The organism is Streptomyces sp. NPDC088923, assembly GCF_044749745.1.
Taxonomy (GTDB): domain Bacteria; phylum Actinomycetota; class Actinomycetes; order Streptomycetales; family Streptomycetaceae; genus Streptomyces.
This window is the reverse complement of record NZ_JBIVIO010000003.1, coordinates 195,248-220,248: the sequence shown is the minus strand read 5'-3', so window position 1 is coordinate 220,248 and position 25,001 is coordinate 195,248. Positions and strand designations below refer to the sequence as shown.

Genomic DNA, 25,001 nt, shown 5'->3' with positions numbered 1-25,001 from the left:
CGCCGCCCACCCCGCGCCGTCCCCGCCTCCCTCACGTACGGATGATCCGCCCCGTCAGCCGCTCGGGCCGCAGCGCGAACCACGTCGTGCGGTCGCCGCCCGCCCACGGCGCCGACCAGGCGGCGCGTGCCAGGTCCTTCGCGCGGACGGGGTCGCTGACGTGGCGCAGGGTGCCGGTGGCGAGGACCGACCAGCCCGCGCCGAGCGCCTCGTCGACGCGGTCGACCTCGAAGGCGATCGTGCCGCCCGCGGCCTGCGCCAGCGGACCCCGCTCCGTCGAGCGCAGCGTCAGCTCACCGTCCACCAGCGTGTAGTTGAGCGGCAGGATGACCGGCCCCGTCGCCTCCGTCGAGAACCCGACGCGGCCCACGCCGTGCGTGCCGATCCTGCGGCGGCACTCCTGCTCGCCCATCTCTTCCAGGACCGGTTCGGCGGCGGCCCGCCCGCGCCCGTCCGGGTACCCGGCGGCCGTCCCGCGCAGTTCCGCGAGACTCACACCGAGGGCGTTGGCGATCCGCAGCAGCACCGCCGTACCGGGCGCCGCGTTCTCCTCCTCGATGTACCGCAGGTACGAGGGATCGGCGCCGACCGCCTGCGCGAGTTCGGCGCGGCTCAGCCCGGCCCGCGTCCTGCTGTGCGCGATGCGGCGGCCCACGTCGCTGCCCGGACCGCCCCCGGGGGCGGTGAACTGCGATACCGGAGTCATGACTCGTGCCTTCCTGGGCCGGGGCGGGACCCGTGGGCGTGCCCCCGAGGCGGTGCTAGCGGGTGGGATCAGCCGCCGGTTCGTTCCGCGAGCGTGAAGATCGCCCCCGCCGGATCGCGCAGTACGGCCCGGCGGAACTCGGGCCCGTCCTGCCGCTCGACGAGCGAACCGGAGTGCCGCGCGGCCTCGGCGACGGCCGCGTCGAGGTCCGCCACCGGGAAGTGCACCCGCCACATGGGGCGTACGAGCGGATCGGGTGCGGCCTCGACGGCGCCCGAGCTGATGCGGGCGAGCTGGCTGTCGGCGTCCCGCACCACGACGGCCTCCTGCTCGTAGCGCACTTCGGGTGCCCCCGGGGTCTCCGTGCCCCAGCCGAGCACCTCGCCGTAGAAGATCGCCGCCTCGAAGGAGTCGCGGGTGCGCAGCTCGACCCAGGCGAGCCGGCTGCGCCTGCCGATGCGGCCGGGCGTGCCGTCGTCCTGCCAGACGCCGAAGACGGCGCCGTCGCGGTCGGCGGCGAGGGCTCCGCGGCCGCGCGGCAGCCGCAGCGGGCCGATCGCGACGGTGCCGCTGCGCTCGCGGACCCGGGCGACGGTGTCGTCGATGGCGGCGACGGCGAAGAAGGGAATCCAGGCGACGGCGACCTGGTACGTGGAGGCGACGGCGCCCAGTACCGCGACCGTCACGCCCTCGGCGTCCTCCGCCACGCAGAACTCGTCCCCGAGCGCGTTGCCCCGGAAGGTCCAGCCCATCACCGCGCCGTAGAAGCGCTGCGACTCGCCGAGGTCGTGGGTCATGAGGTTCACCGCGCCGCGGGAGCCGAGTGCGCGCTCCTCGTGGCGCTGTTGCGCGGGGCTGTCCGCCGTCACCTGGGGGCCGCCTTCCTGTGGTGCCTGGGGCTGTGGTGCCTGAACGCGTGAGGTCCGCGCGCGGGCGGGCTCGTTCATCTTGGGCCGGGGCGGGGGCCGCCGCATCCGGGGACATGCCGGGAGTTCACCCCCACGCGCGGTATGCCGTAACCCTGATCGACGGACGCACGTTCACGACGTTGACCCATGACCGCTACAGAACGGAGCGCACAATGGCCAAGCGTCGCCAGCAGAAGGGCCGCAAGCACCGCCAGGTGAACCGGACGCCGCGTCCGGTCACCCGCACGGGTGCCGCCCGGCTCACGGCAGCGGCCGGAGGCCCCGAGCGCCCACGTCCGGCCGGCACGCCCGCAGCCACCACCGCGACCGCCGCCACCACCCCGGCCGCGCGGGACGCGGGCACGTCCGCCGCTCCCGAGCCCGCCGCCGCGCCCGAGGCCCCCGTCCCCGCCAGGCGCCCCGCGCTCGTGGTGGAGCTGGGGGATCTCTTCGCCCCGGCCGCTGCCGGGGGACTCGGCCGCAGCGCGGCCCGCACCTTCGCCCAGCTCAGGGAGGGCGGCACGGAAGGGCTCGCGCTCGATCAGCTCGCCGAGCGCGCGGGCTTCCAGCCGAACACGGTCGGCAAGCACCTGAGCGGGCTCGCGGAACGCGGCGTCGCGCAGCAGCGGGGCGAGCGCTGGTACGCGACGGAGCAGGCCCCCGCCCCCGCCTGAGCCCTGCCGGCCGGGGCTCGTACGGCGGCGCGGACGCGGGTGCGGGCGGCGGTGCCGCGCGCGTACGGGCACGACGCCACGTGCGCACGCGGCCCGGCGCCCGTACCCGCCGCGCGCACGCCTGCGCGCACCGAAGCCCGTACGAGCCCGGGGACCGCCTGCTCCGCGTCCCTCACCGCGCGAGCGGCAGCTGGAGTTCGGTCACCCACGTCGCCTGAGCGCCCTCGCACTCCAGGTAGACCTCTCGGGTGAGCCCGGCGGGCCGGGCGTTCTCCGTCTCCAGCCAGCGCCCCATGAGCTGTTCGGAGGCGAGGACGGTGTCCATGGAACCGTGGTGGACGAGGGTGGCCGCGCGGGCGACGGGGGGCAGCGTGAAGGTCCGCAGTCCGCTCGCCGCCGGGGCGTCGGCGCCGACCGGGAAGAGGGCGTGCACCTCGACGGGGCCCTCCTCGTCCCCCTGCTGGACGTAGTGGGCGATGCCGGGGCCCCGCGGGCGGATTCCGGCGGCTTCCATGAGATGGCACACCTCGTCGAAGAGGGGGCCGACGACGGGGGTGATCGCGGCGGGGTCGAAGGAGGCCGCGACGGCGGTCAGTCCGGCGGCGCGGACGGCGGGCAGGGTCTTGACGACGATGTCCTGGGTGGACATGTGTCCCTCGCTCTCGATGACATGGAGCCGCGCCCCGACCCGGGCGAGCCGCGCACGGGCCGCCGCCGCCTCCCGCGCGAGCTGTGCCTGACGCAGGCGCAGCATCCCGCGCAGCTCGGCCGGGGCGACGTCCTCGGCGAGGAGGCGCCCCACCTCCTGGAGGCTGAAGCCGAGTTCCTTGAGCGCGATGACACGGTTGAGGCGGCTGAGCTGGTCTGCCGTGTAGAAGCGGTATCCCGTGTGCGGGTCGGTACGGGCGGGGCGCAGCAGCCCCAGGGCGTCGTAGTGCCGCAGCATGCGGACCGACACCTGCCCGTGCCTGGCGAAGTCTCCGATGGTGAACATGACTTCCTCACTGCACGGTCTGACACGGGGGGAGAGTCAAGCACGCGTGTGCCGGGGCGCGGATCAGTGGCGGGCGGGCACGGCCCCGCCCGGCGCTTCGTGACGCAATCGTTGAACGGATTCACGGCGAGTACGGGGAGAATGAGTGGGCCCGCCGCGACCCCACCGCTCCGGACGGGACGACCCCTATCCCTCCGGGTACGCCGGATTTCGCGAGAAAGCAGGACCGCACATGGCCCACTCCCCCGAGGACAGCGAGCGCCCGGGCGGCGCCGGGGAGCGACCCGACCTCTCCAAGCCGGCCGCGCCCGAGCAGCCGCCCGGGGAGCGCGATCCTTTCGCGGTACAAGACGAGCCGCCGCGCCCGGCGGACGCCCCCGGCCCGTACGCCCACGCTCCCGGCGGCCCGTACGGCCAGGCCCCCGGGGCCTACGGTCAGGCTCCCGGCCCGTACGCCCAGGCCGCTTACGCGGCCGGGCCCGGCCCCTACGGGCAGGCGCCGGGCCGGATACCCGGGCAGGACCCGTGGGGCGGGCAGTACGGCGGGCAGTGGCAGGGCGGGAAGCCGCCGGGCGGTGGGATGGCCGTGGCCGCGCTGGTGTGCGGGATCGCGGCCGTGGTCTTCTGCTGGACCATCGCGGGCGGGATCGTCCTCGGGGTGCTCGGGATCGTCTTCGGGATCATCGCGTTCCGCCGCTCGCGCCGGACCGGGGCGCCGAACCAGGGGCTCGGCCTCGCGGGGATCATCGTCGGCGCGGTCGGCGTCGTCGGCGGCGCCATCACCCTCGGCGTGGTCATCGCCGTGGCCACGTCGGACGACTTCCAGGACTCGTACGACTCCTTCCGCAACTACTCGGAGTGCCTCCAGCACGCGCAGTCGCCCGATGAACAGCGGATGTGCAAGGAGAAGTTCGACCGCGAGCTGAACGGCTGACGGCTCCTCGGGGGGCGCTCCACGAGGGTCCCCCGCGTCACCCCACCGCGGCCTCGCCTCCGCCCCGCCCGCGCCCGCGCGGGACCCCGTTCCTGAGGCGGGAGCGGAGGGCGGCGAGGCGGGGGTAGCGCTCGCGCTGGCGCGAGGTGATGCGGTCGAGTTCCTCGATGAGGCGGGCGGAGCGCTTCTCGACGTCGAGTTCGTCGAGGACGCGGTCGGCCTCGGCGAGCAGGGCGCCGTAGAGCTGCCACTGCGCGGCCTCGGTGCGGACGAGGTCGAGGAGGAGCCCCGCGAGGTGGTCGCGTTCGGCGTGGCTCGCGTCGAGGGCGCGGGTGAGCGCGTCCTCGGCGTCCTCCGCGCCCGTCGACAGGGGGGTTGTGATGAGCGCGGCGAAGCTCTCGACGGCGCTGCCCATGTGGAGCAGCAGCCGCGCGTAGCTGTCGGCGGCCTCCTCCGGAAGGGGGCGGCGGCCCGGGCGTTTGGCGGCGAGGTCGGTGAGGGTGCGGAACTGGACCCGCTGGACGACGGCGCAGATCTCCAGCGTGTCGAGCCCGGTGCGCAGAACGACGCGGTTGAGGAGTCCCTCGCGCACGCGGGGGTTGAGACGGGTGCTCTCCTCGGCCTGGCGCAGTTCCTCGTCGACCTCGGCGATGTCGTTGTCGAGGCGGCGCGCGGCGTGCAGCCAGTCGGCGGCGCGCGAGGCGTTGTAGTCCTCGCCGACCTGGAGGGCGACCTCGTTGTAGAGGCGGCTGCTGCGGCGGGCCATCGCGGTGATGGCCTCGTTCGCCGTGCGCACGTACACGGGAGGGGCGAGGAAGAGGTTGAAGGCGAGGCCGACGCCCGCGCCGATGAGGGTCTCGTAGACGCGGTCGAGCGCGGTGTTGGCGACCTGCGAGACGCCGAGGACGAGCATCGCCGAGATGGCGACCTCGGGGACGAACTCGCCGACCCGCACGACGCGGCCGATCACGAGCGCGGTGACGATCGTCAGCCCCAGGCTCCACCAGGTGAGGCCGACGAGCGAGGAGAAGCCGCTCGCGATGAGCACACCGGCGATGACGGCGTTGACTCGGCGGATGCCGGTCCTGATCGTCGCGAAGAGGGTGACCTGCACGACGAGGAGGGCGGTGAGCGGCGCGGTGAGGGGAGCCGGTTGCGGCAGGAGGTTGACGGCGAGGACGTAGGAGATGACGGCCGCCGCCGTGGAACGCAGCGTCTGGGCGACGAGGGGCTCGGCGGTCCGGCGCGCCAGGCCCTTCACGGGTGCGGGCGCCTTGCGCGCCAGGGCGGTCACGGGTGCGGGCACTTCGGGCATTGCCTCATCTTGGCCACGCGGGCGTGAGGGAACCGCCCGGCGCGCGGGTCCCGGCAGGTGATTCGTGCGGGGGACGGGGTGGTGGCGGGTAGGGGTCAGGGGACGAGGCCCCCGCCGTACCGGGCGGGGGCGGTGACGACGGGAGCCGGGACGATGGCGGACACGACGGACGGGGCGGAGGGGGCGGAGCGCGCCTCGGCGGGAAATCCGGGGGAGGGCGGCGGGAACTCCGCGTACGGCACGAAGCCGTTCAAGCGCTCGCGCAGCCATTTCGCCGACCGGGTGACGGCGGACGGGCGGGACGGCTGGCCGGTGGAGGCGGGCAGGTACCGGCTCGTGGTGAGCAGGGCATGTCCGTGGGCGAGCCGGGCGCTCGTCTCGCGGCGGCTGCTCGGTCTGGAGGACGCGATCTCGCTCGCGGTGGCCGATCCGCTCCAGGACGACCGCAGCTGGCGGTTCACACTCGATCCGGACGGGCGCGACCCGGTGCTCGGCATCCGCTACCTGGCGGAGGCGTACGACGCCCGTGAGCGGGACTACCCGGGCGGGGTGAGCGTGCCCGCGCTCGTGGACGTGCCGAGCGGCAAGCTCGTGACCAACGACTACCAGCGACTGACGCTCGACTTCGCGACCGAGTGGAAGGAACTGCACCGGCCGGGCGCGCCCGACCTCTACCCCGAGGCGCGGCGCGACGAGATCGACGAGGTCATGGACGGCGTGTACCGCGACCTCAACAACGGGGTCTACCGCGCGGGGTTCGCCGATACGCAGGAGGTGTACGAGGAGGCGTACGAGGACGTGTTCCGGCGCCTGGCGTGGATGTCACGGCGGCTGGAGCGGCAGCGGTACCTCGTCGGGGACTCGCTGACGGAGGCGGACATCCGGGCGTTCACGACGCTCGTGCGCTTCGACGCGGTCTACCACGGCCACTTCAAGTGCAACGCCCACAAGCTCGCCGAGGACCCGGTCCTGTGGGCGTACGCCCGGGACCTGTTCCAGACGCCGGGGTTCGGGGACACGGTCGACTTCGGCCACATCAAGCGGCACTACTACGGGGTGCACCGAGGCATCAATCCGAGCGGCATCGTGCCGCGCGGCCCCGAGCCGTTGTCGGCGTGGCTGAGCCCGCACCACCGTGAGGAACTGGGCGGGTCCCCCTTCGGCGAGGGCACGCCGCCGGGTCCGGTCCCCGCCGAGGAGGCGGTGCCGCCGCTGCGCCGCGGCTGACGCCCCCCGGCGGCGGCTCATTCCTCCCGCTCGAAGTCGGCCTGCGCCTCCTCCACGTCGAGGTCGTGCCGGGCCGCGTCGTACAACTCGCGGACGAAGCCGCGCGCGGTCTCCTCCTCGGTGCCGGGCGCGGTCTCGCGCAGGCGGACGGTCCACTGCTCGATCGCTTCTTCACTCATGACTCCAGGGGACTACGGGCGCGTGGACGCCGCCACTCGGGTGAGTGGTCCCCCCGGGGTCCTCCACCCGGGGCCCGGGCTCAGCGGGGCAGCAGGGCGCGCACGCGGGGGCGCAGGACGTAGGCGCCGACCCCGGCGGCGAGGGCGAGGACGCAGAAGGAGAAGGTGAGCCCCGCGGTGCGCAGCCCGACCCCCTCGGCGAGGGCGCCGACGGCGATGACGGGCAGGGAGATGCCGACGTAGGCGAGGACGAAGTACGCGGAGAGGGTGGCGCCGCGCCGCTCGCCGGGTGCCCGTACGCCGACCGCGGTGGTGCCCGCGCGGAAGGCGAGCCCCTGCCCGAAACCGCCCAGCAGGCCGCCCGCGACGAGGAGCCACAGGGACTCCCACGCGAGCCCCGCGGCGACCAGGAGGAGTCCGGCGACGAGCACGAAACAGCCCGCGGGCAGCGCGCGGCGCACCCCGAAGCGGCCGAACGCGCTCTGTCCCGCGATGGACCCGGCGAAGACGAGGAAGACGACGAGCCCTGTCGCCGCGAGATTGCGCACGCCGAGGGTCTGGCTCAAAAAGCTCGGCGAGACGGCGGTGAAGAGGCCGAGCAGGGCGAAGCCGGCGAAGGCCGCGCAGGCGGCGGGTACGAAGACGCCGCGCACTTCGGGCGGCACGGCGAGAGCGCGCGGGCGCGGCCGGGTGCGGGGGCGGGCGTCGCGCACCGGCTCGGGCAGGGTGAGCAGGGCGAGCGCGGCGAGGACGACGAGGCCGAGGTGGACGAGGTAGGGCAGGCGCAGCGGCCAGCGGGCGTACTCGGCGAGGATTCCGGCGACGAGGGGGCCGCAGCCGAGTCCGCCCATGTTCGCCGCGGTGGCGGCGAGCGAGGCGCGGGCGGCGTGGCGTTTCGGGGCGAGGTCGAGCACGTAGGCGGTGGCGGCGCCGGAGAAGAGCCCGGCGGAGAAGCCGGAGAGGAGCCGCCCGAGGAAGAGCGCGGGCAGGCCGCCCTCGAAGACGAAGCACAGCGCGCTCGCCGCGGAGAAGCCGAGGCCCCACCAGACGGCGGCGCGCCGCCCCGCGAGGTCGGACCAGTTCCCGGCCAGGAGCAGCACCGCGATGACGCCCACCGCGTAGACGGCGAAGACGATCGTCACCATGAGCTGGCCGAAGCCGAGTTGCTCTCGGTAGAGGCCGTAGAGCGGGGTCGGGAGGGTCGTGCCCGCCATGCCGATGGCGAAGACGGCCGCGGCGAGCGGGTAACCGTGCGGGAAGCGGGGACGGGGCGCGGTCATGGAGCCCACGGTAGGCCGCGCCGTCCCGGGCCGCCCGGCCGGGGCGCGGACGTACGAGGCGGGGAGGGCTGGGTCCCTCGCGACGCCTCAGGCCGTCAGGTCCGGGCTCGTGTGGTCCTTCGTCGCCTCCGGGGCCTCCGTGACGTCGAGGAAGACCTGGTCGGCCTCGGGCCAGCGTTCCGTGAGGCCCGCCTTGACGCGTTCCATGACCAGTTCGAGCTTCTCGCTCTCGTGGCCGGGCGCGAGGTCCACGCGGGCCGCGACGAGGAGCGAGTCCTGGCCCAGGCGCATGGTGAGGAGGGTGGCCACGCCGTCGATCTCGGGCTGTGCGTCGAGGTAGGCGGTGATCGCCTCGCGTGTCTCCGGGTCGGCGCCCTCGCCGATGAGCTGATCGCGCGCGTCGGCGCCGAGCTTGAAGGCGACGAAGAGCAGCAGCACACCGATGGCGAGCGAGGCGGCGGCCTCGTAGACGACCTGCCCCGTCGTCATGTGCAGCGCCATGCCGGCGATGGCCAGCAGCACGCCGAGGACCGCCGTGCCGTCCTCCGCGACGACCGTGCGCAGCGCGGGGTCGGAGCCGATGCCGCCCTCCTGGCCGCGCACCTGGAGCAGCGCCCGCGCCAGCGAGGTGCCCTCGGCGAGGAAGGCGACGCCGAGCACGACGAGCCCGACGATGTACCCGCTCGTCGACTCCTCGCCGGACGAGCGCAGCGCCTCGACGCCCTGGAAGACGGAGAAGCAGCCGCCCATGACGAAGATGCCGACAGCGGCGAGCAGCGACCAGAAGTAGCGCTCCTTGCCGTAACCGAAGGGGTGGCCCGGGTCGGCGGGGCGCTTGCTGCGGCGCAGCGCGGCGAGCAGGAAGACCTCGTTGAGGCTGTCGGCCACGGAGTGGGCGGCCTCCGAGAGCAGCGCGGGCGAGCCGGCGAAGAGCCCGCCCACGAGCTTCGCGACGGCGATGACGAGGTTCGCGGCGAGAGCGATCCAGACGGTCAGCTTGGTGTGCGCGTCACTGCTCCTGGGGGCGGGCGTGGCACCGTCCGTCCCGGCGGAGGCGTCACGGTCCGGCGCGGCGCCCTCGCGTTCCCGCACCTCCGTCAACCGCGCCCCGCCGTCGCGTGTCCTGCCGTCGTGGGTCTCGCTCATGGGTCCTCGCTCCCTCCCCGTCGTACGTGCAGGAGGCACGCACAGCCTCCGGATACCCCGCTCCGGGCCGCTCAGGCGGGCGCTCGTGGTGGACCGTACGGGCTGTGTCCTCACCTCTTCGGCCGTGCCGCGCGGCGCGGGGGGCCCGGGGCAAGGAGGGTACGCAGGGCGGGGCCGCCTCTTTCGCGGAACGGAGCGGCGCGACCCGTACGGGACCGTACGAGACGGGGAGAGGGAGCGGGATGCCGGAACCGAAACGGCGGCCCAGCACGGACCGGGCCAGGAGAGGTGACCGGCAGGCCACCGACCGGATGCTGCGGACCCTGCTGCGCCGCCGCAAGAAGATGTACGCGGCCCAGGACGTGACGGTGACCGATCCGCCGCGCATCCGGCGCGCGGTGACCGCGGCGGCGCTCGGCAACACGATCGAGTGGTTCGACTTCGGGGTCTACGCCTATCTCGCGGGCACGCTCGGGAAGGTCTTCTTCCCGTCGAGCTCGCCCGGCGCGCAGGTCGTGCAGACCTTCGCGACCTTCGCGGCGGCCTTCCTCGTGCGGCCCCTGGGCGGGCTGGTCTTCGGACCGCTCGGGGACCGGATCGGGCGGCAGAAGGTGCTCGCCGTCACCATCATCATGATGGCGGCGAGCACCTTCGCCGTCGGCGTGCTGCCCACGTACGCCTCGGTCGGCTTCGCCGCGCCGATCCTGCTGCTCGTGTGCAGGCTCGTGCAGGGCTTCTCGACCGGCGGCGAGTACGCGGGCGCGACGACGTACATCGCCGAGTACGCGCCCGACAAGCGGCGCGGGTTCTTCGGGAGCTGGCTCGACTTCGGGACCTTCGTCGGCTACTCGCTCGGCTCGGGTCTCGTGACGGTCCTGACGACGGTGCTCGGCGAGGACGGTCTCACCGACTGGGGCTGGCGCATCCCGTTCTTCGTCGCGGGACCGCTCGGCATCATCGGGCTCTACCTGCGGCTCAAGCTGGAGGAGACCCCCGCCTTCCAGCGCGAGGAGGAGGACCGCGAGGAGGCGCTCGCCGAGGACGATCCGGTCGAGGAGGCGCGGCAGTCCGGCAAGGGCAGGCTCAAGGACATCTTCGTCCACCACTGGGAGGCGATCCTCATCTGCATGGGGCTCGTCCTGCTCTACAACGTGACCAACTACATGGTCACGTCCTACCTGCCGACGTACATGTCCGAGACCCTCGGCGAGTCGGAGACCACCGCCCAGCTCCTCGTGCTCGGCACCATGGTGCTCGTCGTGCTCACCATCACGACGGTGGGCCGCAGTTCGGACCGCTGGGGGCGGCGCCCGGTCTTCTTCTTCGGCAGCATCGCGCTCATCGTCTTCTCGATCCCCGCGTTCCTGCTCATCCGTCAGGGCGGGATCGTGCTCCCGGCGATCGGCAGCGGCATCCTCGGGCTGCTGCTCGTGACGTTCGCCGGCACGTCCGCGTCGACGCTCCCCGCTCTCTTCCCGACCCGGATCAGGTACGGGGCCCTGTCGATCGCGTTCAACATCTCGGTCTCGCTCTTCGGCGGCACGACCCCGCTCTTCGCCTCGGCCCTGGTGGAGGCGACGGGCAACGAGATGGTGCCCGCCTACTACCTCATGGTGGCGGGCGTGATCGGGCTCGTCTCGACGCTCTTCCTGCACGAGACGGCGGGCCGTCCGCTCCGCGGCTCGGGGCCGATGGTCGAGACGAGCGAGCAGGCCCGCCGCCTCGTCGCCCGCAGCCGCGTCCACGCCGGGCGTCAGGCACGGGACGTGTGGGTACGGTTGCGGCACCCGTGGCACGGGGCGGAGGCGGGGGACGAGAAGGGCGGGAAGCGGGAGTGAGACGGGTAGGCGCCGGCGTCGCCGCCCCGGCCCGCTACAGCGCCCGGTGCAGGCTGTGGAGCCCGACGTATCCGAGTTCTGGGTGGCGGAAGCCCTCGGGGAGGGTGCCGAGGATCTCGAAGCCGAGGTCGCGGTAGAGGGCGAGGGCCGGGGCGTTGGTCTCGACGACGGCGTTGTACTGGATGCGTCTGAAGCCCGCCGCGCGCGCCCAGTCGAGGCTGTACGTGACGAGGGCGCGGCCCGTGCCGCGGCCCTGGTGCGCGGGGTCGACCATGTAACTGGCGCTCGCCACGTGCGCGCCGTTGCCGGACCGGTTGGCGTACATGTTCGCGGTACCGAGGACCGTGCCCGCCTCCTCTGCGACGACGACGTGCGCCGGAGCGGGCAGCATCCACATCGCGCGGGCCTCCTCCTCCGAAGGGTGGAGGGGGTAGGCGAAGGTCTCGCCCGCCGCGCAGATGTCCCTGAGGAAGGGCCAGATGCCCCGCCAGTCGGCCGCCGTGGCCTCGCGTATCAGCATGCGGACGATCTTCCGGGGGGCGCGAGACCGCGTCAACGGCTTTTCGGCACCGCTACTTCGCGGCGGCCCGCTTCTCGCTCTCCGAGGCGGTCATCGCGTCGACGCCGCCCTTGAGGAAGGCCATCGCGAGAGTGATCGCCCCGTTGCGGTCGGCACCCTCGGGGTGCTCGACGATCTCGGTGATGACGGCGGCGGCCGCGGCGGCGGCGAGGCGCGGGCCGAGGGAGCCCGGGCGCTGCCCGGTGTCCTCGGCGAGGATGCTGGCGCCCTCCTCGATGACGGCCGCCATGCGGGCGGTCTTCACCGCCCGCAGATCGGGGTTCGCCTCGAACATGCGCACGCCCATCTCGTCGAGTTCGTCGTGACAGGCGAGTTCCTCGCGCAGCCAGCGTTCCAGCGCGTGTACGGCGGGGAGTCCGGGGGCACGCGAGCGCAGGGCCTCGGTGAGGGCCGCGACGGAGCTGTCGAAGGTGGCGAAGGCGATGTCCTGCTTGGAGCGGAAGTAGAGGGTCACCGTGCGCGGCGAGACCTCGGCAGCGGCGGCGATCTCCGCGACCGTCGTGGCGTCGAAGCCCTGCTCGGCGAAGAGTTCGAAGGCCGCGCGCGTGATGGCGGCCCGCCGTTTGGCCTTGCCCCGCTCTCGCAGCCCCGCCCCGTCAGTGACCCTGTGCATGACATCGAGCATAGCGAGGGACGCGCCGCCACGAGCCTTCGGCGCGCTGCAAATTTACCGATGACTGCAAAGATGCACTAGAGTGCAGAAATCACGCGGAGCCGGTCCGCGGAGCACAGCCTGGAACGGGAGAGGCCTGCCGTGGCACAACGTTTGTACGCGCTGGGACGTTGGGCGGCGCGCCGTCGCGGGCGAGTGCTCGCGGTGTGGCTCCTGCTGCTCGCGGTGGCGGTCGGGCTCGGCACGACGCTCAACGGGAAGCTGTCGACCGAGTTCTCGGTGCCGGGGATCGAGTCGCAGGAGGCACAGGACCTCCTGAAGGAGAAGTTCCCGGAGGCGGCCGGCGGCACCGCGCGCGTCGTCTTCGAGGCTCCCAAGGGCGACAAACTGACGGGTGCGAAGGAACAGCGCGCCATCGGGGCCACGCTCAAGAAGGTCTCCGAGGTCCCCGGTGTCCTCAAGGTCGCCGATCCCACGAAGACGGGCACCGTCTCGAAGGACCGCACGATCGCCTACGCGGACGCCGTGTTCGGCAAGCCGGCCCAGGACGTGCCGCAGTCCGCGAAGGACAAGCTCGACGACGCACTCGACGCGGCCCACGACGCGGGTCTCAAGGCCGAACTCGGCGGCACGGTCTCCACACCCCCCGTCGAGGTGGGCGGCCCCGCCGAAATCGTCGGCGTCGTCATCGCCTTCGTCGTTCTCGCGATCACGCTCGGCTCGCTGCTCGCCGCCGGGCTCCCCCTGCTCACCGCCGTCATCGGCGTCGGGGTGGGCGTGATGACGGTGCAGTTCCTGTCCCGGTTCATCGAGATGACGAACACGGCGACCATCCTGGCCCTCATGATCGGCCTCGCGGTCGGCATCGACTACGCCCTCTTCCTCGTCTCGCGCCACCGCGAACAGCTCGCGGACCCCGAGCAGGACGTGCACGACTCGATCGGGCGGGCCACGGCGACGGCGGGCAGCGCGGTCACCTTCGCCGGGATCACCGTGATCATCGCGCTCGCCGCGCTCGCGTCGGCGGGCATCCCGTTCCTGACCGTGATGGGGCTCGCGGCGGCGGGCACGGTACTCGTCGCGGTGCTGGTCGCACTCACGCTCGTACCGGCGCTCCTCGGCTTCCTCGGCGAGCGGATGCGGCCGAGGAACAAGCCGGCGGGGGCAGGGGGCACGGGGGGCGGGAAGCGCGTGCCCGGCGCCTGGGGGCTGGCCTGGGGGCGTCTCATGACACGCTTCCCGATCCCGGTCCTCGTCGTGTGCGTCGTCGGGATGCTCGCTCTCGCCGTCCCCGCGAAGAGCCTGCGCCTCGGGCTGCCGAGCAACGAGACCCAGCCCACGGCGAGCACCCAGCACAAGAGCTACGAACTCCTCCAGAAGGGCTTCGGCCCCGGCTTCAACGCGACGCTGCTCATCGCCGTCGACGGGACGAAGGTGCCCGCGAAGGAACGCGAGAGCATCGTCAAGCAGGTCGCCGCGACGGTTCAGAAGGACCCCGACGTCGCGACGCTCGCGCCCCCCGACACGAACAAGGACGGCACCCTCACGGTCCTCGGCGTCGTCCCCAAGTCCGGCCCCGACGACCAGCGCACGACGGACCTCGTGCACCGGCTGCGCGACGAGGCGACCGAGCCCGTCGACCGGGCGGGCGGCACGGCCTACGTCGCCGGGCAGACCGCCGCCGGGATCGACGTCTCGGCCAAGCTCTCCGGCGCCCTGCCGCTCTTCATCGCGATCATCGTCGTTCTGGCGCTCATCCTGCTCATGATCGCCTTCCGTTCGGTCCTCGTCCCGCTCAAGGCGGTGCTCGGCTTCCTGCTCTCGATCGCGGCGAGCCTCGGCGCGGTGGTGTGGGTCTTCCAGTACGGGCATCTCGACGGGATCTTCCAGGTCGCCGCCGCCGCGCCGATCGTCAGCTTCCTGCCGGTCCTGCTCATCGGGGTGCTCTTCGGCCTCGCGATGGACTACGAGGTGTTCCTCGTGAGCCGCATGCGCGAGCACTACCACCACCACCGCGACGCACGCGCCGCCGTCGAGCACGGCGTGGAGCGCAGCGGACGGGTCGTCACGGCGGCGGCGCTCATCATGGCCTCGGTCTTCGGCGGCTTCATCTTCAACCACGACCCGATCATCAAGTCCATCGGCTTCGCCCTGACGATCGGCGTGCTCCTCGACGCCTTCGTGGTCCGCCTCACGGTGGTCCCGGCCGTCCTCGCCCTCCTCGGCCGCTACGCGTGGGCCCTCCCCCGCTGGCTGGACAAGGCGGTCCCGAACGTGGACATCGAAGGCGACAGCCTGCCACCGCGGCCGCAGCGGGGCACGGGTGGCGCCGAGGAGTGACCCCCTGGGCCGGGGACCTCAGACGTGAGCCGCCAGGAACGCGTCGAGGAACCCGGCCACGGCGTCCGGCCGTTCGAGGTGCACGTCGTGCCCGGCCCCCGGCACTCCGAGGGACCAGGCATCGGGCCGCGCGTCGAGCATGGCCCGCACGGCGGACGGGCGCAGGATGCCGCGCTCGGCGACGAGCAGCAGGACGGGCAGTCCCGGCGCGGTCCAGGCGGGCCAGGAGGGCGCGCGGAGGAGGGCGTCGAAGAGGCGGGCGAGCACATCGACGTCGAAGCGCGGCCGCAGCCCGCCGTCCCGCTCTTCGAGACCGCCCGCCCACGCGTCACCGACCGCTCCCCCACCGAGCCACGCCGCCGCGCTCGCGCGGTCCGCGAAGGGCAGCGGCCAGGAGCGCAGCCAGCGGATCGCGGCATCGCCGGGCGCCTCGGACGCGGACCGCGCGTCCGCCTCGACAAGCGCCAGGCCCCGTACGAGAGCGGGGTGTTCGTCCGCGACGCGCAGCGCGACCCGCCCGCCGAGCGACTGTCCGACGAGCACGGCGGGCCCGGCACCGAGGCGCCCGAGCAGTGCGGCGACATCGTCGGCGTGCGCGCTCGCGCTCGTGTCGCGCGGGTGGCGCACGCTGCCGCCATGTCCGCGCAGGTCCATCGCGACCACGCGACGCCCCCGCGCCCGCAGGCGCACGGCGACCGCCTCCCACTCCCCCGCGTATCCGGCGAGGCCGTGCAGGAGCACGACGGGCGGGCCGTCACCGCCCCAGTCCAGATGGGCCACCTGCTCGGTCACGTGACACTCCTCTCCACCGCGTCGCACCGCACTCGTGGGTGCGGCCGTCATGCCGTCAGGGCCGCGAGTTCCGCGTTGGCGCGCTCGGCGACCCGCGCGAGGACCCGCCCGGCGGCGGCCAGGTCGTCGGCGGGTATCCCGGCCCAGACGCGGGCCGTGACGGGGGCGACCTCCGCGGCCGTGGCGGCGAGGAGTCCACGACCCGCGTCCGTGGGCCGCAGGTGGGCGCCGTCCGCCACGAGCAGCCGCTTGGCCAGCAGTTCGTCGAGGTCGGCGCGGAGGGCGGCCGGGTCGGCCTTGAGGTAGCCCCGCACCTCGGCGACGAGGGCGTCCGGCGTGCGCGGGGACGCGGCCGTCACGGCGGCGCGCAGGGCGATCTGCTGCTGGAAGGTGACGCCGTGCCGGGCGAGGAAGTGCTCCAGGACACCGCGGGCGGCGTAGTGGGCCAGGGCGAGGCCGCGGGCGTCCGCGGCGGGGGTGGTGGTCATGGTGTGCTCCTCCGCGTGCTCTGGTCGTGCGGTACGGGTGGAGCGAGAGGCGTGCCGAGCAGGGTGGTCAGCTCGTCGGTGAACGCGTGTGTCCGCGCGGTGCCGGGGCCGCCGAGCGGTTCCAGCAGTCGCCGGTGCAGTTCCTGGACGACGTCGACGGCCCGGCGAGCGACGTCCTGGCCCTCGTCGGTCAGGGCGAGTCGCACGGCGCGCGGATCGCGCGGGTCGCGGGTGCGCGCGAGGAGACCGGACGATTCGAGGACGCGCGCCAGCTTCGATACGTAGAGCGCCTCCAGTCCGGCGTGGTCGGCGAGCCGGCGCTGGCTGGGCCGCTCCCCCGAACGTCCCATGCCGTACAGCGAGGCGACCACGACGTACTGCGCGTGGGTCAGCCCCAGCGGCCCCACCGCCCGGTCGACCGCCACCCGCCACTTGTTGGCGAGCCGCCACACGAGATAGCCGGGGGTGGGTTCCGGCGAAGCCTTGCTCATGCGAAATAAAGTACATGGACATGATGTCCATGGCTACTAAATACGGGGAGGCGAGTGCCTGGCGGGCCGGGGAGTGCGGTGGCGGTCCCGCCGGTTCAGGTGCGGGGGCGGGGGGCAGGCGGCATGGTGGGGGAGGCGGCCCGGGGGTGTCCCGGGGCCGGTGCCGACGAGAGGTGGTGCGCGCGATGCGTGGTGCGGAGCTGCTCAGTGAAGGGTTCGGACGGATCTCGGAGGAGGTGCACGCGGCGGTCGAGGGCCTGACGGGCGAGCAACTCGGCGAACGGCTCGATCCGGAGGCGAACTCCATCGCGTGGCTCGTGTGGCACCTGAGCCGGGTGCAGGACGACCACATCGCGGATGCCGCGGGTGAGGAGCAGGTGTGGACCGGCTCCGGGTGGGCGAAGCGGCTCGGGCTGCCGTTCCCCGACGGGGCGACGGGCTACGGGATGAGCGCGGCGGAGGTCGGCCGGGTGCGGGTGAGCGAGCCGGGCCCGCTGCTGGGCTACTTCGACGCGGTGCTGGAACGGTCCCTCGCGTATGTCTCCGGGCTCTCGGACGACGACTTCGACCGCGTGGTCGACGAGAACTGGTCGCCCCCGGTCACGCTCGGCGTCCGCCTGGTGAGCGTCCTCTCGGACTGCCTCCAGCACGCCGGACAGGCGGCGTTCGTCCGGGGCGCGCTGGAACGGCGCTGAGCCCCCGGACCTCGCCCGCCCCTTCCCGTACCGACACCCCGTTGTCAGACCCCGGTGCGAGGATGCCCGGCACGTAGGCACTGCACCCACGGGACTGGGGTGACCGGGATGAGCGGGACGGCGACGACGGCGGTACGGGGACACGGGGCCGGGGAGGTGACGGCCGGGCGGGACACGGCGGGGGAGCCCGTGATGCTCGGGGAGGTGCTGCCGGAGGTGCTCCGCGCGCTCCACGTCGCGAAGAGCGCTCCGCGTGACCACGGCGGGTACGCCGGTTCCTCCGCCGCTTGAGTCCGCGGCCCGGCCTCGCGGCTCGGGTCCGCCGCTTGAGCTCTCCACCGGGGTCCGCCGTTTGAGGGCGGCGCGCGCGGCACGGCCCCGCCCCCGTGCGGGTACGGGGCGGGGCCGTGGGGCGGGCGGTCAGCCCACCGGTACCGCGTCGCGTGGCACGACGGGCCGCAGGGGGCGGCCCGGGGGCACCGGCTCGGGGCGGTCCGGCTCGGGCGGTGCGATGGCGCGGCCCCTGCGGCGAGTGTCGCCGAGGTAGTGCTCGGCCGCGTGGGCCGCCTCGCGGCTCGTACGGCGCGCCATGAGCACGCACAGCGTGTAGGCGGTCGCCTCGAAGCGGCGGCGCACCGTGCCGTTCGCGGGGTGGTCGAGCGTGAGCCGTTCCCAGGCCCGGTAACGGTCGAGCACACGCGCCACGGCACGGCGCTCGGGGCGCAGCGGTGTGGGTTCGGCGGGCGCGGGCGCGGGCTGCTGTGCGCGTACGGGCCGTACCGGCCTCGCGGGGCGGCTCGCGCCGGTGCGGCGCACCGCTCCGGCGGGCCAGACCGGTGTCCGTACGCCGTCCACGGCGCTCACCGCGCCTCGGCCCCGGTCCGCAGCGGCCGCTCGGCCGGGACGGGATCGCCCTCCTGCGGGAGCGGCAGGGGCACGGGCAGCGGCTGCGCCTCCGGGGCGAGCGCGTCGGGGACGGCCTGCGGCAGGGGCACGCGCTGGGCGTCGGCGACCCTGCGTGTGAACCAGATGGTCTTGCCGCCGTCCTCGGTGGCGCACGTGCCCCAGCTGTCGCTCAGCGCGGCGACCCGGCCGAGGCCGCCCGTGCTCGCGGAGTGCAGCCGGGGCAGCCGCGGGTCACCGTCGGAGACGGAGACGGTGAGCTGCCTGCCGCTCCAGCGCATGTCGAGCGCGCACCGCCCGTCGCGCGCCTCGGCGTGCTCCGCGACATTGCGCAGCAGTTCGTCCAGGGCCGCGCACACGGGGGCGACCTGGAGGTCCAGGCCCCAGTGGCGCAGGTGGGCGGCGGCGATGCGCCGCATCTGGGAAAGCCGCTCCCGCGTGGGTTCGCACGCGAGGTGGTAGCGGCGGTTGACCACACCAGCCATGACTCTTGGCTCCTTACCCGAAGCCCACACCCCTGCCCCCGTACACGGGGGGTGAGCGCTGACGTTCTGAGGGTCAGTGCCAATCTGGCCCGAAAGGGTGACCCCCGCAACACGAGAGGTGTCGCGGGGTGAGCGCACCGGCTCGGGAGGCGTTCAGGGAGTACGGGGCGCGGCGGCCGGCAACTCCACCGTGGTCGCGGGACGCTTCCCGCCCGAGGCCGCCGCGGTTCCTGTTCCCCCGCCCGCGTTCCGCGGCCGGCCCAGGCTCAGCGCGCTGAGCAGTCCCACGAGGACGAGAACGCCGGTGTAGAGGGTGAGCGCGCTCCAGTGGCCGTGGCCGTAGACGGTGCCGCCCGCCGAGCCGCCGAGCGCGCTGCCCACGTAGTAGAAGAACAGGTAGACGGCCGCGCCCTGCACGCCGATGACCTTCGAGCGGGCCCCGACCCAGCCGCTCGCGACGGCGTGCGCCGCGAAGAAGCCCATGGTGAAGACGACGAGCCCGGGGATCACGCCCCCGAGGCTCGGTATCAGCATGAGCGCGAGGCCGCCGAGGGTGACGAGCAGCGCGGGCACGAGGACGAGGCGACGGCTCAGGCGGTCGACGAGGCGGCCCGCGAGCGCGGAGGAGAAGGAGCCGGAGACGTAGGTGATGAAGAGCAGTCCCGCGGTGCCCTCGGAGAGCGAGAAGGGCGGGGCGATGAGGCGGAAGCCGAGGTAGTTGTAGACGGTGACGAAGGCGGCCATCGCGACGAAGCCGATGAGATAGAGGCGCAGGAGCCCGCTGTCGGGCAGGGCCCGCACGACGCCACGCGCGAGGGCGCGGGGGGACGCGCCCTTGGGGACGAAGCGGACCGAGGGCGGGATGGTGAGGCGGAAGACGAGGGCGCACACGGCGGCGATGACACCGACCGCGCCGATCGACCAGCGCCAGGAGTGGGTGATCTGGAGGACGCCGTCGGCGGCGAGCCGGCCGAGCATGCCGCCGATGCCGTTGCCCGCCACGTACAGGCCCATCGCGCCACCGAGCGAGCCGGGGTGCACCTCCTCGGAGAGGTACGACATCGCGGTGGCCTGGAGCCCGGCGAGCGCGAGGCCCTGGAGCAGGCGCAGGACAAGGAGGGCGGGGAAGTTCGGGGCGAAGGCCGAGGCGACGCCGAAGACGGCCGCCGCGCCGAGCGCGAGCGACATCATCGTGGTGCGGTTCCAGGCGTCGGAGAGCGCGGTGAGCGGGATGACGCCGATGGCCATCGCGAGCGTCGCGACGGAGACGCTGAGCGAGGCACCCGCCGGGGAGAGGTCGAGGTCGTGCGCGAGGGACGGCAGGAGCGCCTGGACGCAGTAGAGCGTCATGAAGGTGCCGAGCCCGGCGGCGAAGAGGGCACCCGACGCGCGCCGGAAGGCGGGGGTTCCCGCGCGGTGGGGCGGCGGGAGCGCGAGCGGGGCGACGTGAGTGCGGGGACCGGGGGCTGAGGAGCCCGTGGCGGAGGGGTCTTCGGCGGGGGACGAGGTCACCCCAAAAATGTATGCATGACGCATCCAATGCGTCCAATGCATGAATGCGGCCCTCCTCATCCAGCGGGGGATCGATCCCGCGCGCACCGCAAGAAACCCGCCGTCACAGGGCTGCGCAGGTCGGAACAGGGGAAGGAAACCGGCGTGCTTGATCAACAGAGGGCGAAGCTCAGGGGAGAGCTGGGGGCGTCGTGGCGGCGGCTGCGCGGGGAGGGCAGCGCGCCGCAGCGCGTGGCGCACCTGTGGGGACGGGTGCGGCGCGAGGCAACGGTGGTCCGCTCCGTACGGGCCGCCGGGGCGGCGACGCTCGCGTACGTCGTCGCGCAGCACGTGAGTGACACCCCGGCCCCGCTCACCGCCCCGCTCACCGCGCTCCTCACCGTGCAGGTGACGCTCTACGCGACCCTCACCACCGGTGTCCGCCGCGTCAACGCGGTCATCGCGGGGGTGCTCGTCGCGATCGGATTCAGCGCGCTCGTGGGGCTGACGTGGTGGAGCCTCGGGCTGCTCATCCTCGCGGCGCTCGTCGTAGGGCACCTCGTACGGGTCAGCGAGTTCGTGCCGGAGGTGGCGATCAGCGCGATGCTCGTCCTCGGCGTCAGCCGGGTCACGGACACGGCCTGGGACCGGGTGCTCGAAACGGTGATCGGCGCGGCGGTGGGACTGCTCGTCAACGTCGTGCTGGCGCCGCCGGTGTGGACCGGGACGGCGGGGGACGCGCTGGAGGACCTGGCCCGCCGGATGCGGCGGCTCCTGCTGCGGATCGGCGAGGAACTGAGCAGCAGCGACGTGCGCGAGGCGCGGGCCACGCTCCAGGAGGCACGCGACCTGGACAGGGACATCGCGGAGGTGGACGCGGCGCTGCGACAGGCCGAGGAGAGCCTCCGGTTCAACCCGCGCGTGCGCGAGGGGCTCCTCAACCGGGTCGTGCTGCGCACGGGACTCGACACGCTGGAGATCTGCACCGTGGTCCTGCGGGTGCTCGCGCGCACGTTCACGGACCTGGCGCGGGTGCGGGAGTCCGAGGACACCGCCGCGCTCTTCGAGCCGAAGGCCGCGCGGGCCGTGGAGAACCTGCTCGCGCAGGTGGCCGACGCGATCGTGAGCTTCTCCGTGCTCGTGACGCACCCGGTGAGCGAGAGCGCGGAGGCCGCCGAGGACCGGCTCGCCGCCGAACTCCACGCCGCCCGCCGCGAACGCGCCCGCGTCGGCACGCTGCTGCGCGAGAGCGCCCGCACGGAGGACGGCCACTGGTACCTGTACGGGGCACTCCTGACCGAGGTCGACCGGATACTGGCCGAACTCGACCTGGAACAGCGCTCGCAGCGGCTCCTGGACGAACTCGACCGCAACGCCCGCGAACAACGCGAACGCCACCCCCTGCTGACGCGCGCCAGGACCAGCCTGACCCGCCTCGGCGGGCGCGGACCCCGCCTGCCGAGTCAGCGCGGCGGCGCGGCAAGGGGAAGGAAGGCGCGGGCGGAAGCGGGCGGGAGGGACGGAGCCTGACACCCGAGGCGCACGAGCCGGGCCGTCCCCGGGGAGACCGTCCCCGGACAGGCCGTCCCCAGGAAGTCAGCCGTTGAGAGGTCGCCCCCCCCCCGCGACCCGCGACGCCACCCCCCACGGAGCCGCGCCCCCTCCCCCGCTCACACCCCTTCGTGCAGCCCCCGGTCCGCCGGGCCCGTCGTGAAGCGGGTGAACCTGACGGTCAGCCCGGCGCGCTCCGGGGAGCAGCAGAACGGCCCCGCCGTCGCCTCCGCCTCCGGGGCGAGGTGGGCGAGGCGGACCATGCGCCACGGGCTCGTGGCCGTCCGTGCGCGGACCGTGAGGGCGTCGCCCGTGCGGCTCACCCGGATGGTGACGTCCTGGCCGGCCCACTCGGGGACGGGGGCGAGGGACCAGTCGGAGGTGCCGTGGGTGACGACGGCGCCGAGGTGCGGGACGCCGTCGCTCGTCTCGACGCCCGCCTTGACCCAGGTCTCGGGGGCGACCCGGACGAGGACGCCCGCCTGGTCGTACAACTCGGGGAGGTCGGCGCGGAAGGTCACTTCCACGGCGCTGTCACGGGCGAAGGGCGCGAGAAGGGCGTGGCCCGTGTCCCGGACGAAGCCGTAGGACGTCGTGCGCCAGAAGTCGCTGCCCTCGGCCGCCGTGACGAGCAGCGCCCCGTCCTCCTCGTCCCCGCGGAGCGCGGGCGGCCGGTTGAGCCACTCGCCCGCCGTCCACTCCACCGTGTGCGTGCTGTCGGTCGTCATGGGCGAGAGCTTCGCACGTCCCCGGCTCCTCCGGTTGCCCCGGTGGCGCGCGGGGTGCGCCATGGAGGGGGGACACCGCACGCCGAGGAGGTGGTCACGGTGACGAAGAGCAAGCGGCTGGGCCCGCCGGGTGAGCTGGACGGTCTCGATGTCTACGCCGACGACGGCGAGAAGATCGGCGGCGTGGACGAGGTCTACCTGGACGACCGCACGGGGCGTCCCGAGTGGGTCACGGTCCGCACGGGGCTGCTCGGGCTGCGCGAGCACTTCGTGCCGCTCGCGGGCGCGGTCCGCGAGGGCCGCCGCATCACCGTCCCGTGGCCGAAGGAACTCGTACGGGAGGCACCGCGTCCCGGCGACGCGGAGGACCACATCGACGCGGCCGAGGAGAGCGCCCTGTACGCCTACTACGGGCTGCCCGAGGACACGGTGCCGGAGGAGATCGAGGGGGACGAGGGCTGAGAGCCAGGCAGAGGCGGTCCTTGCCGGTAGCTCACGGCCCCGCACCCCCGCTGCCCCGCTCCCCCTTCGCCGCCCGTCCCGCGAAGGTCCCGCGTGGCTCCCGTGAAGGGTGTGCGGCGGGCGCGGTGAAGGGTGCGCGGCGGGGTTTGGGAGCGGGAGGGCCGGTCACCCGCATCGGAACGTTTCCGATACAAGGGGTGATTTCCCATGGAGTGGATGCGCCGTGCCGCCTGCGCGGACACCGATCCCGAGCTCTTCTTCCCCGTGAGCAGCGAGGGGCCGGGGGCCGTGCAGCGCGAGGAGGCGAAGCGGGTGTGCGCCGGGTGCCCGGTGCGCGCGCAGTGCCTGGAGTACGCGCTGGAGAGCAAGCAGCGGTCGGGGGTGTGGGGCGGACTCGACGAGCACGAGCGGGCCTCGCTGCACCGCGGCCACCGGTCCCGGCTGCGTTCCTCCGGTACGGGGCGGCACTGAGCCCCGTACCGGAGGAACGGCGCGTCGGCCGCGCCCCGGCCCGCGCCGCTTCGCGCCGGGAGGGCGCTCAGGCCCGTACCGGACTCTCCTCGCTTTCGCGCGGCGGCCCTGACGGGTCGTCCCCGGTGTCGGCGAGCCGGGCGAGGACATCCTCCGTCGCCTCGGAGGGTTCGGGGAGCAGGAAGCCGAGTCCCGTGTAAAGGGCCAGCGAGACGAGGACAGGGGTCGCGACGAGCCACGTCTGCGAGGTGTCGAAGACGTAATAGACGAGCGCGTACGCGAGCAGGCCGCCCGCCCAGGAGACGAGCGCCGCGCGTGGTCCGCAGGTACGGAAGCGCGGCAGCATGCCGAGCAGCAGCGGGACGGATATCGGGCCCATGAGCGCGGCGACCCAGTTCACGACGATCTGGAGGACGCCGCCGAGGTTCTCGGCCTGCGTCGCGACCGCCATCGTCAGCAGGACGAAGACGACCGTCGTGACACGGGCCGCCTTCAGGCCCTGCGCCTGCGTCCAGCGGCGGGCGCGCGCCGAGAGCACGGGGATCATGTCGCGTGTGATGACCGCCGAGATCGCGTTGGCGTCGGAGGAGACCATCGCCATCGTGTGCGAGAAGATCCCGGCGAGTACGAGGCCGATGAGTCCGTGCGGCAGGAACGTCGTGGCCATGACGGCGTAGGAGTCGTTGGGGTTGTCGAGGCCGGGGATGAGCAGCGGCGCGGCGAACATCGGGAACATGAGCACGATCGGCCAGACGAGGTAGAGCGTGGCCGAGAGCCTGGCGCCGCGCCGGGCCTCGCTCGCGCTCGGCGCCGCCATGTAGCGCTGGGCGAGGTTCCACATGCCGCCGTTGTACTCCAGCGTCTTGACCAGGACGTAGACGAGCAGGAAGACCGTCGTGTACGTCGAGGTCGTCGGGTGCAGATGGTCGCTGGGCAGATCGCCCCACATCGTCCACACCGCAGAGATCCCGCCGAGCTTGTCGAGCACGACGACGATCATGACGACCGCGGCGGCCCCCTGGATGATGAACTGTCCCAGCTCGGTGAGGGCATCGGCCCACAGGCCGCCGATCGTGCAGTAGGCGAGCGTGATGACGCCGGTGACGAGGATGCCGACGTTGTAGTCGATCCCGGCGAAGACGTGGAGCAGGGTCGCGATGGCGAACCATTTGGCCGCGATGTCGGCGATCTTGAGGAGGCTGCCGCTCCAGGCGAGGGCCTGCTGCGTCGCGATGTTGTAGCGGCGGGCGAGGTATTCGAGCGGCGAGGCGACACCGAGCCTGGAGCGCAGCCGGTTCCAGCGGCCGGCGAAGAGCCAGCTGCCGATGCCGACGCCGATCCCGATCGAGGCGAAGGCCCAGAAGTAGACGGTGATCCCCGTCGTGTAGGCGACCCCCGCGTAGGCGACGAAGAGCACCGCGCTGTAGCCGGACATGTGGTGCGAGATCCCGGCGAGCCACCACGGCATCCGGCCCCCGGCGGTGAAGAAGTCCTTCACGTCGCCGACCCTGCGGTGCGACCACCAGCCGATCAGGACCATGAGCCCGAAGTACGCGCACATGACCGTCCAGTCGAACGCATGCATCGATGACTTCCTTTCAGCGTCCGTCATTCCGCGAAGCGTTCACGAACATGAACGCGTATGCTGTACTGGAATCTGTCCATCTCCATGAATGCGACGGAAGCTAATATGACCTCCGTCACAAGTCA

At 73.5% G+C, this 25,001-nt stretch carries 27 protein-coding genes; 10 read left to right on the top strand and 17 right to left on the bottom strand.

Annotated elements, in window-relative coordinates:
* Nucleotides 1–31 precede the first annotated feature (31 nt).
* Together ACIP4O_RS16515 and ACIP4O_RS16510 are read right to left on the bottom strand one after the other, a co-directional pair.
* Entirely contained in the window at nucleotides 32–706 is a 675-nt protein-coding gene (locus ACIP4O_RS16515) for a helix-turn-helix domain-containing protein (RefSeq protein ID WP_401575141.1), read from the bottom strand.
* A gap of 68 nt (nucleotides 707–774) precedes the next feature.
* Nucleotides 775–1,575 (bottom strand): VOC family protein, encoded by an 801-nt coding sequence (locus ACIP4O_RS16510; RefSeq protein ID WP_401575140.1) that lies wholly within the window; start codon nucleotides 1,573–1,575, stop codon nucleotides 775–777.
* A gap of 212 nt (nucleotides 1,576–1,787) precedes the next feature.
* Here ACIP4O_RS16510 and ACIP4O_RS16505 point away from each other — a divergent pair, with 212 nt between their 5' ends.
* A complete protein-coding gene (locus tag ACIP4O_RS16505; RefSeq protein WP_401575139.1) occupies nucleotides 1,788–2,288 on the top strand; it encodes a hypothetical protein in 501 nt (166 codons plus the stop codon).
* A 172-nt stretch (nucleotides 2,289–2,460) separates the two neighbouring features.
* Here the strand turns inward: ACIP4O_RS16505 and ACIP4O_RS16500 are convergent, their stop codons facing one another.
* Nucleotides 2,461–3,282, bottom strand: coding sequence for a MerR family transcriptional regulator (locus ACIP4O_RS16500; protein WP_401575138.1), 822 nt, complete (start codon nucleotides 3,280–3,282; stop codon nucleotides 2,461–2,463).
* A gap of 232 nt (nucleotides 3,283–3,514) precedes the next feature.
* On the opposite strand from ACIP4O_RS16500, the gene ACIP4O_RS16495 reads away from it, so the two are divergent.
* Nucleotides 3,515–4,216, top strand: a complete 702-nt coding sequence (locus ACIP4O_RS16495; RefSeq protein ID WP_401575137.1) for a DUF4190 domain-containing protein — start codon at nucleotides 3,515–3,517, stop codon at nucleotides 4,214–4,216.
* Between the two features lie 37 nt (nucleotides 4,217–4,253).
* Here ACIP4O_RS16495 and ACIP4O_RS16490 read toward each other — a convergent pair whose 3' ends face one another.
* Entirely contained in the window at nucleotides 4,254–5,531 is a 1,278-nt protein-coding gene (locus ACIP4O_RS16490) for an aromatic acid exporter family protein (RefSeq protein ID WP_401575136.1), read from the bottom strand.
* 153 nt (nucleotides 5,532–5,684) lie between these two features.
* Here ACIP4O_RS16490 and ACIP4O_RS16485 point away from each other — a divergent pair, with 153 nt between their 5' ends.
* Nucleotides 5,685–6,758, top strand: coding sequence for a glutathione S-transferase family protein (locus tag ACIP4O_RS16485; protein ID WP_401575135.1), 1,074 nt, complete (start codon nucleotides 5,685–5,687; stop codon nucleotides 6,756–6,758).
* A gap of 17 nt (nucleotides 6,759–6,775) precedes the next feature.
* On the opposite strand, the gene ACIP4O_RS16480 is transcribed toward ACIP4O_RS16485, so the two are convergent.
* From ACIP4O_RS16480 to ACIP4O_RS16470, 3 genes are all read right to left on the bottom strand, one after another.
* Nucleotides 6,776–6,937: a hypothetical protein gene (locus ACIP4O_RS16480; RefSeq protein ID WP_361335315.1), complete on the bottom strand. Its 162-nt coding sequence runs from the start codon at nucleotides 6,935–6,937 to the stop codon at nucleotides 6,776–6,778.
* 80 nt (nucleotides 6,938–7,017) lie between these two features.
* Complete coding sequence (locus ACIP4O_RS16475) at nucleotides 7,018–8,217, bottom strand: MFS transporter (RefSeq protein WP_401575133.1); 1,200 nt, start codon at nucleotides 8,215–8,217, stop codon at nucleotides 7,018–7,020.
* A gap of 87 nt (nucleotides 8,218–8,304) precedes the next feature.
* Nucleotides 8,305–9,363 carry a cation diffusion facilitator family transporter gene (locus ACIP4O_RS16470; protein ID WP_401575132.1) on the bottom strand — a complete coding sequence of 353 codons (1,059 nt, stop codon included), beginning with the start codon at nucleotides 9,361–9,363 and terminating at the stop codon, nucleotides 8,305–8,307.
* Nucleotides 9,364–9,674: 311 nt separating this feature from the next.
* On the opposite strand from ACIP4O_RS16470, the gene proP reads away from it, so the two are divergent.
* The gene (gene proP, locus ACIP4O_RS16465) at nucleotides 9,675–11,201 is read left to right on the top strand and encodes a glycine betaine/L-proline transporter ProP (protein ID WP_401575491.1); all 1,527 of its coding nucleotides are present in this window, start codon (nucleotides 9,675–9,677) and stop codon (nucleotides 11,199–11,201) included.
* Nucleotides 11,202–11,235: 34 nt separating this feature from the next.
* Here proP and ACIP4O_RS16460 read toward each other — a convergent pair whose 3' ends face one another.
* Together ACIP4O_RS16460 and ACIP4O_RS16455 are read right to left on the bottom strand one after the other, a co-directional pair.
* Nucleotides 11,236–11,721, bottom strand: a complete 486-nt coding sequence (locus ACIP4O_RS16460) for a GNAT family N-acetyltransferase (protein WP_401575131.1) — start codon at nucleotides 11,719–11,721, stop codon at nucleotides 11,236–11,238.
* A gap of 52 nt (nucleotides 11,722–11,773) precedes the next feature.
* Nucleotides 11,774–12,394 carry a TetR/AcrR family transcriptional regulator gene (locus ACIP4O_RS16455; protein ID WP_401575130.1) on the bottom strand — a complete coding sequence of 207 codons (621 nt, stop codon included), beginning with the start codon at nucleotides 12,392–12,394 and terminating at the stop codon, nucleotides 11,774–11,776.
* A 141-nt stretch (nucleotides 12,395–12,535) separates the two neighbouring features.
* Here ACIP4O_RS16455 and ACIP4O_RS16450 point away from each other — a divergent pair, with 141 nt between their 5' ends.
* Nucleotides 12,536–14,734: an MMPL family transporter gene (locus ACIP4O_RS16450; RefSeq protein WP_401575129.1), complete on the top strand. Its 2,199-nt coding sequence runs from the start codon at nucleotides 12,536–12,538 to the stop codon at nucleotides 14,732–14,734.
* 18 nt (nucleotides 14,735–14,752) lie between these two features.
* On the opposite strand, the gene ACIP4O_RS16445 is transcribed toward ACIP4O_RS16450, so the two are convergent.
* The 3 genes from ACIP4O_RS16445 to ACIP4O_RS16435 are packed head-to-tail and all read right to left on the bottom strand — an operon-like array spanning nucleotide 14,753 to nucleotide 16,505.
* A complete protein-coding gene (locus ACIP4O_RS16445) occupies nucleotides 14,753–15,526 on the bottom strand; it encodes an alpha/beta fold hydrolase (protein WP_401575128.1) in 774 nt (257 codons plus the stop codon).
* Nucleotides 15,527–15,573: 47 nt separating this feature from the next.
* Complete coding sequence (locus ACIP4O_RS16440) at nucleotides 15,574–16,014, bottom strand: MarR family transcriptional regulator (RefSeq protein ID WP_401575127.1); 441 nt, start codon at nucleotides 16,012–16,014, stop codon at nucleotides 15,574–15,576.
* Entirely contained in the window at nucleotides 16,011–16,505 is a 495-nt protein-coding gene (locus tag ACIP4O_RS16435) for a MarR family winged helix-turn-helix transcriptional regulator (RefSeq protein ID WP_401575126.1), read from the bottom strand. The genes ACIP4O_RS16440 and ACIP4O_RS16435 overlap by 4 nt, the downstream gene beginning before the upstream one ends.
* A 185-nt stretch (nucleotides 16,506–16,690) precedes the next feature.
* On the opposite strand from ACIP4O_RS16435, the gene ACIP4O_RS16430 reads away from it, so the two are divergent.
* Both ACIP4O_RS16430 and ACIP4O_RS16425 read left to right on the top strand, forming a co-directional pair.
* A complete protein-coding gene (locus tag ACIP4O_RS16430) occupies nucleotides 16,691–17,200 on the top strand; it encodes a DUF664 domain-containing protein (RefSeq protein ID WP_361335293.1) in 510 nt (169 codons plus the stop codon).
* 108 nt (nucleotides 17,201–17,308) lie between these two features.
* On the top strand, nucleotides 17,309–17,491 hold the full coding sequence (locus tag ACIP4O_RS16425; RefSeq protein ID WP_361335290.1) for a hypothetical protein: 183 nt from the start codon (nucleotides 17,309–17,311) through the stop codon (nucleotides 17,489–17,491).
* A 129-nt stretch (nucleotides 17,492–17,620) separates the two neighbouring features.
* On the opposite strand, the gene ACIP4O_RS16420 is transcribed toward ACIP4O_RS16425, so the two are convergent.
* The 3 genes from ACIP4O_RS16420 to ACIP4O_RS16410 form a co-directional block, all read right to left on the bottom strand.
* Nucleotides 17,621–18,064, bottom strand: a complete 444-nt coding sequence (locus tag ACIP4O_RS16420; protein WP_401575125.1) for a DUF5133 domain-containing protein — start codon at nucleotides 18,062–18,064, stop codon at nucleotides 17,621–17,623.
* The gene (locus ACIP4O_RS16415) at nucleotides 18,061–18,588 is read right to left on the bottom strand and encodes an ATP-binding protein (RefSeq protein ID WP_401575124.1); all 528 of its coding nucleotides are present in this window, start codon (nucleotides 18,586–18,588) and stop codon (nucleotides 18,061–18,063) included. Before ACIP4O_RS16415 ends, ACIP4O_RS16420 begins: the two co-directional genes overlap by 4 nt.
* Nucleotides 18,589–18,741: 153 nt before the next feature.
* The gene (locus ACIP4O_RS16410) at nucleotides 18,742–20,100 is read right to left on the bottom strand and encodes an MFS transporter (protein ID WP_401575123.1); all 1,359 of its coding nucleotides are present in this window, start codon (nucleotides 20,098–20,100) and stop codon (nucleotides 18,742–18,744) included.
* Nucleotides 20,101–20,244: 144 nt separating this feature from the next.
* Between ACIP4O_RS16410 and ACIP4O_RS16405 the strand changes: the two genes are divergently transcribed.
* On the top strand, nucleotides 20,245–21,609 hold the full coding sequence (locus ACIP4O_RS16405) for an aromatic acid exporter family protein (RefSeq protein WP_401575122.1): 1,365 nt from the start codon (nucleotides 20,245–20,247) through the stop codon (nucleotides 21,607–21,609).
* A 140-nt stretch (nucleotides 21,610–21,749) separates the two neighbouring features.
* Here the strand turns inward: ACIP4O_RS16405 and ACIP4O_RS16400 are convergent, their stop codons facing one another.
* Nucleotides 21,750–22,358, bottom strand: coding sequence for a DUF1349 domain-containing protein (locus ACIP4O_RS16400; protein WP_401575121.1), 609 nt, complete (start codon nucleotides 22,356–22,358; stop codon nucleotides 21,750–21,752).
* Between the two features lie 99 nt (nucleotides 22,359–22,457).
* Between ACIP4O_RS16400 and ACIP4O_RS16395 the strand changes: the two genes are divergently transcribed.
* Nucleotides 22,458–22,820, top strand: a complete 363-nt coding sequence (locus ACIP4O_RS16395) for a PRC-barrel domain-containing protein (protein WP_401575120.1) — start codon at nucleotides 22,458–22,460, stop codon at nucleotides 22,818–22,820.
* A gap of 207 nt (nucleotides 22,821–23,027) precedes the next feature.
* Nucleotides 23,028–23,291: a WhiB family transcriptional regulator gene (locus ACIP4O_RS16390; protein ID WP_401575119.1), complete on the top strand. Its 264-nt coding sequence runs from the start codon at nucleotides 23,028–23,030 to the stop codon at nucleotides 23,289–23,291.
* A gap of 67 nt (nucleotides 23,292–23,358) precedes the next feature.
* Here ACIP4O_RS16390 and ACIP4O_RS16385 read toward each other — a convergent pair whose 3' ends face one another.
* A complete protein-coding gene (locus tag ACIP4O_RS16385) occupies nucleotides 23,359–24,876 on the bottom strand; it encodes a sodium:solute symporter family protein (protein ID WP_401575118.1) in 1,518 nt (505 codons plus the stop codon).
* Between the last annotated feature and the right edge of the window lie 125 nt (nucleotides 24,877–25,001).